Genomic DNA, 12709 nt, shown 5'->3' with positions numbered 1-12709 from the left:
ACGCTGGCTGGGAAGGAATCAGCCATGAGCCAGGCACACGTGGAACAAGTGATCGGTCGACTCGCGACCGACGAGCACTGGAGGGCGCGGTACAAACAGGCGCGCGCCGAAGCGCTCGACGCACTCACCACCGAGGCGGCGCTGGAGGTGACGCCTACCGAGCGCCGCGCGCTTCTCGAACTGCCGCCGGAAGCCCTGGATCGGTTTGCCGGAGCGCTCGATCCCCGGCTCCAGCGCCTGGGGGTGACGCGATGACGCGCGCCTCGCGACGAATGGCCCTGTGGGGGCTGGTCGCGCTCCTGCCCGCGGCGGCGCTCGCACAGCCGGTTCCGCTGACGCTGGCCGACGCGACCGCCCGGGCCATCGAGCGCCTGCCCGAAGTTGCCATCCAGCGCGATGCCGTCACCATCGCCGCCCAGGGCGAGACGCGCGCTGAGGCCGCCTACGATTCCGTCCTGCGCATCGACAGCCGGGTCCGAACGCGAACCGACCCGACCAACACGCTGTTTGTCGGCGCGCCCGAAGGCGCACTCGCCCCTCGGACCAACAGCCTCCAGGGCAGCGTCGCGTGGAGTCGCCTCTTCGAGAGCGGCGCGACTGTCACCGGCACGGCATCGACGTCACTCGAGAAGACCAATGGCCTCTTCTTCCTCCTCACGCCCGCCTACTTCACGGCGGTCGGCGTGGAACTGCGGCAACCGTTGATGGCGGGCCGCCGAATCGATCCGCAGCGGCGCGCGCTGAAGGTCTCGGCACTGGACGTGTCGCGTAGTCGTGCCGCCCTCCAGCATCTCGTCGCCGAAACGGTGGCGGCCGTCGAGCGCGCCTATTGGGCGGTGCAGGCGACGAGCGAGGACGTGCGCATCCGCGAGCGGTCGCTGGCGCTGGCCGAGGCGCAGCGCGACGACACAGCGGTGCGAATCCAGGCCGGGATCGCCGCCGAGGCGGAACTGGCGGCGCCGCAGGCCGAGATCGCGCGGCGCCGCGCCGATCTGGTGCGCGCGCACGACGAGGCCGGGCGCGCCGACATCGCGCTGCGGCAGTTGGTGGCAGGCACCGCCGACTCCCCCGCCTGGACGATGGCCTTCGACCTCGTCGACGAACCGCCCGCCGCGGTGGCGATGGAAGCTGTCGATGCCCTCGTGAAGGAGGCGCTGTCGCGACGCCCGGAACTCACCGACGTCGATGCGGCCCGGCAGATCGCGGAACTCGACACCGCGCTGGCTCGTGAGCGCGATCGTACGCAACTCGATCTCGTGGCCGCTTACAACCTCCGCGGCCTGGCTGGAAGCGAGAATCCCGATCTCTTCGTGCCCTTCCCCGGCGGCACCGTGACGGTGCCGGACGGACTCCTCGGCGGCTACGACGACTCGCTGCAGAATCTGTTCACGCATCGCTTCTCGGACGTCTACGTCGGCGTCAGCATGGCCCTGCCCATCGGGCGGCGCGCGGCAAAGGCCGACGTCGTCGTCGCGACACTCGTCGAACGACGGACCGCGCTGCTTCGCGACCAGGTGGCGCAGCGCATCGCCACCGAAGTCCGCACCGCAGCCGCCGTGCTCGGCGCGGCCCGCGAGCGGCTCGACGCCGCGATCGCCCTGGAGTCGGCGTCCAACGACCTGCTCGTTGCCGAGCAGGCGCGTTTCGAGACCGGCCAGAGCAGCAACTTCTTCGTACTGACACGCCAGACCGAGTTGGCGCAGGCGGCGTTGTCGCTCACAGCCGCGCGCATCGAAGTCGCCCGGGCCTCGACGGAACTGCTCCGTGCGACGGGTCGCCTGCTCGAACGGCGTGGCATCACGCTGGATGCGCCGGCGCCGGCAGGCACGCCACCCGGAGGACCAACCGCACGCGACATGCCCGATCTCTCGCACGCGAAGCCGGCCGCGCTCGCCTCGACGACGGATCGAACGATTGCCCAGGGCGCATGGCCAGTTGCCCCGAAAGGAACCGCACGATGACGCGCCACTGCTTCGCCCCGCTTGCCGCGCTCACCGTCGTCGCGACGGTCGTCACACTCGGCGGCTGCCGACGCGGGCCCGCCGATGAACGCGTGCACCTCAATGGCCGCATCGAGGCGCCACTGGTCGACATTGCGCCCCGGATCCAGGGCCGCGTCGTCGAAGTCCTCGTCCGGGAGGGGGATCGCGTCAAGGCCGGCGACCTGCTGGTACGGCTCGATCTCGCCGAGGTTGCGCTCGCGCCCGATCGCGACGCCCAGTCGGTGACGGCAGCCGAGGCGCGTGTCCGCGATCTCTCATCGGGCAGTCGGAGTGCCGAGATCGCCACCGCGGACGCCGAGCGTGTCGATCGTGTCGCGGCGCTGTCGCTGGCCCGTGAGGAACTCGCGCGGCAGCAGGTCCTCCGCGAGAAGCGGGTCGGGACCCAGCGCGATCTCGAGAGGGCCGCGTCCGACGTCGAACGCGCGAAAGCGGCACTCGAGGCGGCGACGCAGCGACTGCGGCTCGTGCAGCAGGGATTCCGGCAGTGGCAGACAAAACAGGCCGAGGCCGAACTCGGACGTGCGCAGCGCGTCAAGGCCCAGTCCGACATCGTCGTCCGGGAGGCCGAATTGCGCGCGCCGAGCGATGCCGTCGTCCTGCATCGGCTCGTGGAGCCGGGAGCATTGCTCGGTCCGGGCCAATCCGCGGTGACGCTGGGACTGGAGTCGCGTCTGTACGTGCGCACGTTCATTCCCGAGGCGCGACTCGGCCAGGTCCGACAGGGACAGGCGGTGCAGGTGCAGGTGGATGCGCATCCGGGCCAGACGTTTGCGGCGCGGGTCACCGAGATCTCGCCGAACGCCGAATTCACGCCGAAGGCCGTGGAAACCCGTGCCGAGCGGGTGAACCTGGTGTACGCCGCGAAGGTCGATCTCGACGGCGGGTGGAAAGTGCCGCTCGTGCCGGGTCAGCCGGCCGAGGTGATCGTCCCGGCACCCGCCACTCCGGGAGGCACGCCGTGAGCGCGATGATCGAAGCCACCGATCTCACCATGCGCTTCGGTGCCGTCGAGGCGCTGCGCGGATTGACGATCTCCATCCAGCGCGGCGAACTGTTCGCCCTGCTCGGCCCAGACGGCGCCGGCAAGACGACGTTCTTCCGGCTGGTGGCGGGGCTGGTGACACCGTCGAGCGGGCGCGTAGAGGTGAACGGTGTTCGCACCTTTGGCCTCGTGCCGCAGCGGTTCTCGCTCTACGAAGATCTGACCATCGACGAGAACCTGCACCTGCGGGCGCGCCTCTACGACGTGCCCGATGCGCTTGCGAAGACGCGAACGGCCGACCTGCTCGCGCGGGTCGGGCTCGACCGCTTTCGCACGCGGCTCGCCGGGGCGCTGTCCGGGGGCATGAAACAGAAGCTCGCCCTCGTCAGCGCCCTCATGACGCAACCGGAACTGCTGCTGCTCGACGAGCCGACGACCGGCGTCGATCCCGTGTCCCGGCGCGAGTTCTGGATCCTGCTGAACCAGCTGCATCACGAAGGGCTGACACTGCTCGTCTCGACGCCGTACATGGACGAAGCCGAGTACGCGTCACGATTGGCGTTCCTCGATCGCGGGCAAATCACTGCCATCGGTACCCGCGAGGCGATTGTCGGGGACTATCCGCGAGCGCTCGTCGAGGTGCGCAGCCACGACCGCATGCAACTGCGTCGACGCCTCGCGGCGCTGCCCGGCGTGGACGACGTCTCACTGTTCGGCACGCGCCTGCACGTCCGCGGTCGCACCGGCGAAGGGCCGGCACTGCTCGCAGAAGTCCGCCAGGCGCTGGGCGACGCCGTCGGCGCCGGCGACGTGCGCGTGCTTGCGCCGTCACTCGAGGACGTCTTCGTCTGGCACAGCGAGCAGCACGCACGCGAAGCGGAGGCAGTGGCATGACGGCCCAGGCTCAAGACGTGCTCGTCTCGGCTCGCCAGCTCACGCGCCGCTTCGGCAGTTTCGTTGCGGTGCGCAACGTCGACGTCGACATTCCCCGCGGGCGCGTGTTCGGCTTCCTTGGCCCCAACGGCTCGGGCAAGTCCACGACGATCCGCATGCTGGCCGGCCTGCTCGCACCGTCCTCTGGAACGATTACGGGCTTTGGCGGCATCCAGCTCGCGACCAACACCGATGCCTGGAAGCGGCGGCTCGGCTACATGAGCCAGAAGTTCTCGCTGTACCTCGATCTCACCGTCGAGGAGAACCTGCGCTTCTTCGGGTCGGTCTACGGCCTGCGTGGCGCCTCCCTGCTGGACCGCATCGACGCGCTCGCCGATCGGCTACGGTTCCAGGAGGTGCGGCGCGTGCTCACCGAAGGCCTGTCAACCGGGTTGCGGCAGCGCGTGGCACTCGCCGCCGCGCTGCTGCACGAACCGGAACTGCTCTTCCTCGACGAGCCGACAGGCGGAGTCGACCCGGTCGGGCGGCGCATGTTCTGGGATCTCATCTACGAGCTCGCCGCGGATCGTGGCATGACCGTGCTGGTCACCACGCACTACATGGACGAGGCCGAGCAGTGCGATCGCCTCGCCTTCATCCTCGACGGCGAACTCATCGCCGACGGCTCCCCGCTGGATCTGAAGTCGCACCTGGCGGGGCGGCTCTTCGAGGTGGTCGTCGAGCACGACGCGTTCGGTGCACTCGAGACGTTGCGATCGCAACAGCAGTTCGAGGATGTGTACCTGGCCGGACGTCACCTCCGCGCGGTGCTGCGCGCGGAGGCCAGGGACGCGGCGCTTGCACCGCTTGCCGCCATCGGCCGGCCCGAATCCGCCGAGCCGTCCCTCGAGGATGTCTTCGTCTCGCTGGCCCGCAAGCGCTCGACGAGCTCCGGGGAGGCTGCATGAGACGCCTGCTCGCCCTGACCTGGAAGGAGTTCATGCAGCTCAAGCGCGACCGCCTGACGCTGCGCATGATCATCCTGGTGCCGTTGATGCAGACCCTCGTCTTCGGGTATGCCATCAACTACGACGTCAAGCACCTGAAGACCGTGGTGCTCGACGAGAGCCGCTCCTACGACAGTCGCGAACTCGTCGCGCGACTCACGGCCAGCCAGTACTTCGACGTGGTCGGGCGGGTCGACAGCCTGCGCGAGTTGCAGACGGCGCTCGATTCGGCGACGGCGTCGGTCGGGCTCGTGATCGATCGGGACTACGGCGCCAACCGGCATCGCGGCAAGCCGGCCGAGGCGTTCATCGTCGTCAACGCGTCGGACACGACGACGGCGACTCAGGCGATGTCGATTGCCAACGGGGTCGCAACGCAGCTGTCCATCCAGACGTTGGCGCGACGCGCCGGGTGGCGCGAGACGGCGCTCCCGGTCGACCTGCGCCTCAGGCCCTGGTACAACCCGGACCTCCGGACGGCCACCTTCGTCATTCCCGGCCTGCTGGCCATCATCCTGACCTTCACGCTGATCCAGTTCACCGCGGGGGCGATCGTGCGCGAGCGGGAACTCGGCACGCTGGAGCAGTTGCAGGTGACGCCGGTCACACGCACGCAGCTGATTCTCGGCAAGCTCGTGCCGTTCATCGTCATCGGCTACGTGCAGCTGACCGTGACGGTGCTGCTGATGCGCTTCCTCTTCGACATCCCGATCATGGGCAGCGTGCTGCTGCTCTATGCGGTGGGGTTCCTGTTCATTGCCGCGGTGCTGGGACTCGGCATGCTGCTCTCGACGATCGCGCAGACGCAGCGGCAGGCGCAGCAACTCTCGATGATGTTCCTGTTGCCGTTCGTGTTCCTGTCCGGGTACGTCTTCCCGATCGACGGCATGCCGCTGGTGTTCCAGATGCTCTCGCGCGTGATTCCAGCGCGGTACTTCATCGAGGTGGTGAGGGGGATCGTCCTGCGGGGGGCGGGACTCGACGAGCTGTGGGAGCCCGTCTCCTGGCTGGCGTTCTACACCTTCGCCATCATTGGACTCGCGGTCTTCCGCTTCCGGAAGACCGCGAATTGAATTCGTGAATTTTGAAATTTTGAAATTTTGAACTTGGGTGGGGCCCGGCGTGCTGAACCCGGGCCCCTGTCCCTTAGCTGATCGCGACCTCGATCTGGCGCGGCTTGGCCTCGGCCTTCACCGGCAGCTTGATCGAGAGCACGCCTTCCTTGAACTCGGCACGCACGTTTTCGGTGTCGATGCGCGACGGCAGCGTGAAGGACCGGCTGAACGCCCCGTAGGACCGCTCGACGCGGTGGTACTGCTCCTGCTTGATTTCGGTATCGCGCTTGCGCTCGCCGCGCAGCGTCAGCGTGTTGTTCTCGACCCGCAGGTCGATGTCCTCACGCCGCAGCCCGGGCAGTTCCGCCTTCAGCACGATCTCGTCGCTGCCGTTCTCGTAGATGTCCACCGGCGGGAACCACTCGCCCCGCTGCGTCAGGTCGTCGTCGTACCGGCGCGGGTAAGCATCAGCGAAGATCCGGTTGAGGCGGTCCTGCAGCGTGGAGAGTTCGCGGAACGGGTCGAATCGCACCAATGTCATGTCGTCCTCCTGAGAACTGTGCGGGCGGCTATCCAGGCCACCTCGCGTCCTTGCCCTGATGTCCTCCGCCCTGTCGGCATACCCGACCAGGGCGGCTCGCCGGCGCTATCCCGCCCGACGACAAAGGCAGCTTACGACCGACATGAGTTCATGTCAAGCATTTAATCTTAGTCAACAACACTAAAATAGGGTCAGCCCTGCGCCCAAGTTCAACGGTTCAGGTCCAGGCATGGCACGACCCGTGAGAAAAGTGCGATCATCACGTCCATGCTGTCGTTTCCAGAGGCGGCCGAACTCGCCGACGAGGTGCGTCGGCTCTTCGACGACCTGCAGCAGGCCCACGACGCCGCCCCCGGCGGCCTCCATGCCCCGCCGATTGACGTCGTCGAGCGCGAGGAGTTCGTCGAAGTCGTGCTCGACCTGGCCGGTGTCTCGCCCGAAGACGTCCGTGTCCTCTTCAAGAACAACACCCTGGTCATCGCGGGATGCAAGTGGCCGGCGGCGGGCGCCGTCGTGGGCGCGACGGCGTTCCATCTCGTCGAACGCAGCTTCGGGCGGTTCGCCCGGGCGGTCCGCATCACCGCCACGCTGGATCTCTCGCGTGCGCGGGCGACGATGACCGAAGGTGAGTTGCGGGTGCGGTTACCGCGCCTGAACAGCGGGCAGGAGTTCGTGATTCCGATCGAGAAAGTCGTCTAGCGCGGATGCGCATCCTCTTCATCGGCGACATATTCGCCAAGGTCGGTCGCGACCTCGTCAAGCGCGCCGTGCCGGCGCTGGTCGCCGCCCGCGGCCTCGATCTCGTGATCGCGAACGGGGAGAACAGCGCCGGCGGGTTCGGGATCACGCGGGAGATTTCGAAGGAACTCTTCGACACCGGCATTGCCGTCATGACATCGGGCAACCATGTCTGGGACAAACGGGAAATCCTCGCCTTCATCGACGAGGAACCGCGCCTGCTCCGGCCCTTCAACTACCCTGCCGGCACGCCGGGGCGCGGCTCGACGATCGTGACCATCGCCGACGGCACGAGAGTCGGCGTCCTGAACCTGATGGGTCGCGTCTTCATGACCGCCATCGATGATCCGTTCGCGCTGGGCCGGGCCGAGGCGGAACGGCTGCGCGAGCATGCCGACGTGGTTTTCGTGGACTTCCATGCCGAGGCGACGTCCGAAAAGATCGCCCTCGGCTGGCATCTCGACGGCGTGGCCTCGGTCGTCGTCGGCACGCACACCCACGTGCAGACGGCCGACGCGCAGATCCTGCCGGGTGGCACCGCCTATTGCACCGATGTCGGCATGACGGGGCCGCACGACGGGGTGATCGGCGTCGAGCGCGGCCCGATCATCGGCCGCTTCCTGACTGGCCTGCCCACCAAGTTCGACACGGCCTCGGGCATGCCGCGCCTGCACGGCGTGATTGTCACCGCCGATGCGGCGACAGGCCATGCGACAGACATCGAGCGATTGAGCCTCACGCCCACCGACATCGAGGACCTGCGGTGAGTTCGCTGTTCGATCTCCCGTTCGAGGACGAGCCCCTCGACCCCGAGGTCCTGCAGCCCCTCGACGCGCCCGACGACGGTCGCGCCGAGCCGGTCGTGGCACAAGGTAGCTTCGGGCTGTCCCCGGGGCGCCGAAGCCTTGGCGAGGGCGGACAGCCCGGCGACACGACGCCGGACGTAGCCGTCGACCTTCAGGTCGACGGTCAGCGTCGAGCAAGCTCGACGCCTACGTACCCAATGACTTCGCCCACTGCCCCGCCTGCGGAGGCACGGTCCGTGGCCTCGCCCGCCCCCCCGTCGCGGGCCGAACGGCAACGGCCCCGCGTGTACTCGGTCAGCGAGCTCACAAACGCCGTGCGCAACGCGATCGAGCAGGAGTTCAGGACCATCTGGGTCGAGGGCGAAGTCGCCGACTGCTCCGACAAGGGCGGACATGTCTACTTCACGCTGAAGGACCAGGGCGCGCGTCTCTCGGCGGTGCTCTGGCGCACCGACGCACTGCGCCTGCGCTTCAAGCTGACGACGGGGCTGCAGGTGATCGTGAAGGGCCGGCTCTCGGTGTACGTGCCGAGCGGCAAGTACCAGCTGTATGCCGAGAGCATCGAGCCGCGCGGCGCCGGAGCCTTGCAGCTCGCCTACGAGCAACTGCGGCGCCGTCTGCAGGCCGAGGGCCTCTTTGCCCCGGGGCGCAAGCGGCCCTTGCCGATGCTGCCGCGACGCATCGGCATCGTCACGTCGCTCGAGGGCGCCGCAATCAAGGACATCGTGCGGGTCCTGCGCACGCGGCGGGCGCCGTCCGAGATCGTCATCAGCCCGACGCGCGTCCAGGGCGAGGGCGCAGCGGCCGAGATCGCCCGCGCCATCGCTCGTCTCGCCCGCGTACCCAACGTCGACGTGATCATCGTCGGCAGAGGTGGTGGATCGCTCGAGGACCTCTGGGCCTTCAACGAGGAAGTAGTGGCCCGCGCGATTGCCGCCTGCCCCGTGCCAGTGATTGCAGCCATCGGTCACGAGACGGACACGACCATCGCCGACCACGTCGCCGACGTGCGTGCCGCCACACCGTCGCAGGGCGCCGAAATCGTGGTGCGCCAGGCCAGCGAGTTCCGTGATCGCATCGCCAATGCCCGCCGGCAGATGGCCTTGCTGCTGCGCAGCCGCCTGGATCGCCAGCGCACCGGACTGATGCGCGTCGAGCAGCGGCCGGCCTTCGCCCGCTACCGCGATCGCTTGCTCGATCGGGATCGCGAGCGCGCCGACCTGCACGAACGCCTGACGGCGGCATTACGCACGCGCGTGCAGGACGGCCGGCGTGTCCTCCGCGACGTCGCGGCGCGCCTCGACGAACAACATCCGCAACGGCAACTGACGTCACGGTTGCGCCGGCTTGCCCAGATCGACGATCGGCTCGCGGCCGCGATGCGCACCCGCCAGGCCGACGCGCGCAACCACCTGCAGGTGCATCGGGACCGGCTCGCCAGGGTGGGCCTCGACGCATCGGTGGCCCAGTCGTGCCGAAGGGTCGACGCGCAACTGGTGCGCGCGCGCCAGGCCGTCGAGGGCCGCTGGCATCGGACCGATCGCCAATTGACCACGCTGGCCGGGCAGTTGCATGCCCTCAGCCCGTTGGCGACACTGGGCCGCGGCTACGCCATCTGCTGGAACACCGATCGCACCGCCGTGGTGCGCAGCGTCACCGCAGTCGCCGCTGGCGACCGCGTCGACGTGCAGTTGCCAGACGGCTCGCTGCACTGCGCGGTCCAGGCGGTGGATGCCGCCGACCCCACTTCACGCCCATGACCGACCCGACCGACTTCGAACAGGCCCTCACCGAACTCGACGCCATCGTGCGCTCCCTGGAACAGGGCGACCAGCCCCTCGAGCAGTCGCTCGCGCTGTTCGAGCGTGGTGTCACGCTGTCGCGCTTCTGCCACGAGAAGCTGACCGATGCGGAGAAACGCATCCAGGTGCTGACGCAGAGTGGCGGACTGCGCGACGAGACGGCCGCGTTCGAGAAGGACCTGTCGCCGAGGCAGTCCGACCGCGGATGACGGCCACCACGTTCGAGGACTTCGCGGCGGGCTGCCGCCGCGATCTGGATCGCGCGTTGACGGTCTGGTTGCCCGGCCCTCCCGTATCTCCCCCGCGGCTGCACGAAGCGATGCAGTACAGCCTACTCGCTGGCGGCAAGCGGATGCGTCCGGTGCTCGTTTTCGCCGCCGCCGACGCCATCGGACTCGGGCATCCCGATGCCCGCACCCTCGCCCTGCCGGCCGCGTGCGCGCTCGAGATGATCCACACGTACTCGCTGGTGCACGATGACCTGCCGGCGATGGACAACGACACGCTGCGGCGCGGGCGTCCGACGGCGCATGTCGTGTACGGGGACGCGTTGGCCATCCTCTCCGGCGACGGACTCCTCACCGAAGCGTTCGCACTGCTTGCCCGCGAGCCCGTACTCGAAGGCACGGCGATCGCCCAGCGCAAGTTGCAGACACTGGAACTCATCGCGCGCTCGGCTGGCGTGGGGGGCATGGTCGGCGGCCAGGCGCTGGACCTGCAATGGGAGGGCGCGGCGCGGCAGGAGCACCCCGATGACGACCTGCTGCGGTTGCAGGACGTACACGCCCGCAAGACCGGCGCCCTGATTCGCGCCGCAACGGGCGCCGGCGCCATCATGGCTGGCGGCACACCGGGCCAGGTCGCCACCGTGGACGCCTACGCGATCGAACTCGGGTTGTGTTTCCAGATCATCGATGACGTCCTCGACGTCGAGGGCGATGCGGCATCGCTCGGCAAGCATGCAGGCAAGGACGAAGCGGCAGGCAAGCTGACCTATCCGGCTCTTTTTGGCGTTGCCGGAAGCCGCCAGCGCGCACGCGATTGCGCCGACCGCGGCCATGCCGCGCTCGAAGCCGCGGGCCTGTCCGGCCACCTGCCGGCCATCCTCGACTGGACACTGACCCGCACCCAGTGACGGACACCCGCGCGTCCCGCGTCAGGCTCGATGCGCTGCTCGTGCAGCGCGGACTGGCCTCGTCCCGGGAACGGGCGCGTGCGCTCATCCTCGCCGGCCACGTCAGTCTTCCGGGCGCGTCCGCGCCTCCGAAACCCGGGCATCTGGTGCGCGAAGACGCCGACGTCCAGGTCCGGCAGGCCGACCATCCCTACGTGGGCCGCGGCGCCCTCAAGCTCGTACATGCCCTGGACAGCTTCGCCATCCCGGTGGAGGGACGAGTCGCCCTCGACATCGGTGCCTCCACGGGCGGATTCACCGACGTCCTGCTGCAGCGGGGCGCGGCGCACGTGGTCGCCGTCGACGTCGGGCACAACCAGATGGACTGGCGGTTGCGGTCCAATCTACGCGTCAGCTGCCTCGAACGCATCAACGCGCGGCATCTCACGGCCGGCGACCTCCCCGCCGACCATCGACTGTTCGACATCGTCACCGCCGACGTCTCGTTCATCTCGCTGCGGTACATTCTCCCAGTCGTGCCACCGCTCTTGCGGCCGGGGGCCGACGTCATCACGCTGGTCAAGCCGCAATTCGAAGCCGGGCGTGAGGAAGTCGGCAAGCATGGCGTGGTCCGCGACGAGGCAGTGCGAGCTCGCGTCCTTGCCGAGGTCATCGACGCGGCAGGCGCCCTGGGCCTCGAGGCCCAGGGCCACACCGCGTCGCCCATCGAGGGCATGGAAGGCAATCTCGAGTGGCTCGCCCACTTCAGGAGTCGTGCATGACGTCGCCCATCCATCGGGTCGGCCTGGTGGCCAAGCCCGGGCTCACCGAGGCCGCCGACCTGCTCGGGGAGATCGGCGCCTGGCTCGTGTCGCGGGGCATCGAGCCGTGCTACGAAACCGACACGGCCTCGCTCTCGAGCACGCCCCTCCCCGGTGGCATCTGCGAGCCGGAGCAGATCGGACGCCACGAGCAGTTGATCATCGTGCTCGGCGGCGACGGCACGCTGCTCGGCACGGCAGGCCGGTTGGCTACCTCGGGCTTCGACGTGCCGGTCGTGGCGGTGAACTTCGGCAGCCTCGGCTTCCTCACCGAAGTGAGGGTCACCGAGGTCTACGAAGCGCTGTCGCAGGTGCTGGCCGGAACCGCGCACGAAGAGCGCCGGATGATGCTCGAGTCGCACGTCTGCCGCGCCGACGGGACCCAACTGAGTCACATCTCGCTGAACGACGTGGTGATCACCAAGGGAGCGCTGTCGCGCATGATCGATCTGGTCGCGTCGGCCGACGGGCAATTGATTGCCCGGTTCAAGGCCGATGGCCTCATCGTCGCCTCGCCCACGGGCTCGACGGCCTACAACCTGTCTGCCGGCGGCCCCATCGTGCACCCTGGCGTCGACGCGCTGGTGCTGACGCCGATCGCCCCGCACACGCTCACCAACCGTCCGGTGGTGTTGCCCGCGTCGACCTCGCTCGACATCGTCGTCGCCGGTGAAATCGCCCGATCGTCGCGGGAAGAGACCTACGTGACCTTCGACGGCCAGGTCGGCGACATCCTGGGTCCCGGGGAGACCGTCTCGATCCACCGCGCACCGTACGCCCTGCGCCTGCTCAAGCCGAGTTCACACGGGTACTTCCAGGTGCTGCGCCAGAAGCTGCGCTGGGCCGAACGCTAACGCGTTTGGCCCAGCGATTTCACAATTTCAGAAGTTCACAATTTCATTGCCACCGCCATTGTTCGAGCTGCTGACGGTGGGAATGAAATTCTGAAATTCGTGAGATTCTGAAA

The 12709-nt window shown here is 68.4% G+C and carries 14 protein-coding genes; 13 read left to right on the top strand and 1 reads right to left on the bottom strand.

The genetic code is table 11. The features are described 5' to 3' along the window. Nucleotides 1-24 precede the first annotated feature (24 nt). From LuPra_RS14365 to LuPra_RS14340, 6 genes are read left to right on the top strand one after another with little or no spacing between them, the layout of a single operon-like run. Complete coding sequence (locus LuPra_RS14365) at nucleotides 25-255, top strand: Os1348 family NHLP clan protein (RefSeq protein ID WP_110171388.1); 231 nt, start codon at nucleotides 25-27, stop codon at nucleotides 253-255. Then, on the top strand, nucleotides 252-1961 hold the full coding sequence (locus LuPra_RS14360) for a TolC family protein (RefSeq protein WP_110171387.1): 1710 nt from the start codon (nucleotides 252-254) through the stop codon (nucleotides 1959-1961). The genes LuPra_RS14365 and LuPra_RS14360 overlap by 4 nt, the downstream gene beginning before the upstream one ends. Beyond that, the gene (locus tag LuPra_RS14355) at nucleotides 1958-2965 is read left to right on the top strand and encodes an HlyD family secretion protein (RefSeq protein WP_157899189.1); all 1008 of its coding nucleotides are present in this window, start codon (nucleotides 1958-1960) and stop codon (nucleotides 2963-2965) included. Before LuPra_RS14360 ends, LuPra_RS14355 begins: the two co-directional genes overlap by 4 nt. Nucleotides 2966-2970: 5 nt before the next feature. Beyond that, nucleotides 2971-3879 (top strand): ABC transporter ATP-binding protein, encoded by a 909-nt coding sequence (locus LuPra_RS14350; protein ID WP_110174682.1) that lies wholly within the window; start codon nucleotides 2971-2973, stop codon nucleotides 3877-3879. After that, nucleotides 3876-4826 carry an ABC transporter ATP-binding protein gene (locus LuPra_RS14345; protein WP_110171385.1) on the top strand — a complete coding sequence of 317 codons (951 nt, stop codon included), beginning with the start codon at nucleotides 3876-3878 and terminating at the stop codon, nucleotides 4824-4826. The genes LuPra_RS14350 and LuPra_RS14345 overlap by 4 nt, the downstream gene beginning before the upstream one ends. After that, complete coding sequence (locus LuPra_RS14340; RefSeq protein ID WP_110171384.1) at nucleotides 4823-5938, top strand: ABC transporter permease; 1116 nt, start codon at nucleotides 4823-4825, stop codon at nucleotides 5936-5938. Before LuPra_RS14345 ends, LuPra_RS14340 begins: the two co-directional genes overlap by 4 nt. Nucleotides 5939-6011: 73 nt before the next feature. Here the strand turns inward: LuPra_RS14340 and LuPra_RS14335 are convergent, their stop codons facing one another. Then, nucleotides 6012-6461, bottom strand: coding sequence for an Hsp20/alpha crystallin family protein (locus tag LuPra_RS14335; protein WP_110171383.1), 450 nt, complete (start codon nucleotides 6459-6461; stop codon nucleotides 6012-6014). 267 nt (nucleotides 6462-6728) lie between these two features. Here LuPra_RS14335 and LuPra_RS14330 point away from each other — a divergent pair, with 267 nt between their 5' ends. The 7 genes from LuPra_RS14330 to LuPra_RS14300 are packed head-to-tail and all read left to right on the top strand — an operon-like array spanning nucleotide 6729 to nucleotide 12596. Further along, nucleotides 6729-7160 (top strand): Hsp20/alpha crystallin family protein, encoded by a 432-nt coding sequence (locus LuPra_RS14330; protein ID WP_110171382.1) that lies wholly within the window; start codon nucleotides 6729-6731, stop codon nucleotides 7158-7160. Nucleotides 7161-7165: 5 nt separating this feature from the next. Then, nucleotides 7166-7966 (top strand): TIGR00282 family metallophosphoesterase, encoded by an 801-nt coding sequence (locus LuPra_RS14325; protein WP_110171381.1) that lies wholly within the window; start codon nucleotides 7166-7168, stop codon nucleotides 7964-7966. Further along, a complete protein-coding gene (xseA, locus tag LuPra_RS14320) occupies nucleotides 7963-9765 on the top strand; it encodes an exodeoxyribonuclease VII large subunit (RefSeq protein ID WP_110171380.1) in 1803 nt (600 codons plus the stop codon). The genes LuPra_RS14325 and xseA overlap by 4 nt, the downstream gene beginning before the upstream one ends. Beyond that, nucleotides 9762-10016, top strand: a complete 255-nt coding sequence (gene xseB, locus LuPra_RS14315) for an exodeoxyribonuclease VII small subunit (protein ID WP_110171379.1) — start codon at nucleotides 9762-9764, stop codon at nucleotides 10014-10016. Before xseA ends, xseB begins: the two co-directional genes overlap by 4 nt. After that, nucleotides 10013-10942: a polyprenyl synthetase family protein gene (locus tag LuPra_RS14310; protein WP_110171378.1), complete on the top strand. Its 930-nt coding sequence runs from the start codon at nucleotides 10013-10015 to the stop codon at nucleotides 10940-10942. Before xseB ends, LuPra_RS14310 begins: the two co-directional genes overlap by 4 nt. Continuing rightward, a complete protein-coding gene (locus LuPra_RS14305) occupies nucleotides 10939-11703 on the top strand; it encodes a TlyA family RNA methyltransferase (RefSeq protein WP_110171377.1) in 765 nt (254 codons plus the stop codon). Before LuPra_RS14310 ends, LuPra_RS14305 begins: the two co-directional genes overlap by 4 nt. Next, entirely contained in the window at nucleotides 11700-12596 is an 897-nt protein-coding gene (locus tag LuPra_RS14300; protein WP_110171376.1) for an NAD(+)/NADH kinase, read from the top strand. Before LuPra_RS14305 ends, LuPra_RS14300 begins: the two co-directional genes overlap by 4 nt. Nucleotides 12597-12709: the final 113 nt, after the last annotated feature.

Source organism: Luteitalea pratensis (genome assembly GCF_001618865.1).
Taxonomy (GTDB): Bacteria; Acidobacteriota; Vicinamibacteria; order Vicinamibacterales; family Vicinamibacteraceae; genus Luteitalea; species Luteitalea pratensis.
Note: the sequence above shows the minus strand (reverse complement) of the source record. Positions and strands in the feature narration are given on the sequence as shown.

What these genes read in the sequence shown, in the direction of transcription:
- LuPra_RS14365 (WP_110171388.1), top strand. Translation starts at nt 25, where the DNA reads ATGAGCCAGGCACACGTGGAACAAGTGATCGGTCGACTCGCGACCGAC.
- LuPra_RS14360 (WP_110171387.1), top strand. Translation starts at nt 252, where the DNA reads ATGACGCGCGCCTCGCGACGAATGGCCCTGTGGGGGCTGGTCGCGCTC.
- LuPra_RS14355 (WP_157899189.1), top strand. Translation starts at nt 1,958, where the DNA reads ATGACGCGCCACTGCTTCGCCCCGCTTGCCGCGCTCACCGTCGTCGCG.
- LuPra_RS14350 (WP_110174682.1), top strand. Translation starts at nt 2,971, where the DNA reads ATGATCGAAGCCACCGATCTCACCATGCGCTTCGGTGCCGTCGAGGCG.
- LuPra_RS14345 (WP_110171385.1), top strand. Translation starts at nt 3,876, where the DNA reads ATGACGGCCCAGGCTCAAGACGTGCTCGTCTCGGCTCGCCAGCTCACG.
- LuPra_RS14340 (WP_110171384.1), top strand. Translation starts at nt 4,823, where the DNA reads ATGAGACGCCTGCTCGCCCTGACCTGGAAGGAGTTCATGCAGCTCAAG.
- LuPra_RS14335 (WP_110171383.1), bottom strand. Translation starts at nt 6,461, where the DNA reads ATGACATTGGTGCGATTCGACCCGTTCCGCGAACTCTCCACGCTGCAG.
- LuPra_RS14330 (WP_110171382.1), top strand. Translation starts at nt 6,729, where the DNA reads ATGCTGTCGTTTCCAGAGGCGGCCGAACTCGCCGACGAGGTGCGTCGG.
- LuPra_RS14325 (WP_110171381.1), top strand. Translation starts at nt 7,166, where the DNA reads ATGCGCATCCTCTTCATCGGCGACATATTCGCCAAGGTCGGTCGCGAC.
- xseB (WP_110171379.1), top strand. Translation starts at nt 9,762, where the DNA reads ATGACCGACCCGACCGACTTCGAACAGGCCCTCACCGAACTCGACGCC.
- LuPra_RS14310 (WP_110171378.1), top strand. Translation starts at nt 10,013, where the DNA reads ATGACGGCCACCACGTTCGAGGACTTCGCGGCGGGCTGCCGCCGCGAT.
- LuPra_RS14300 (WP_110171376.1), top strand. Translation starts at nt 11,700, where the DNA reads ATGACGTCGCCCATCCATCGGGTCGGCCTGGTGGCCAAGCCCGGGCTC.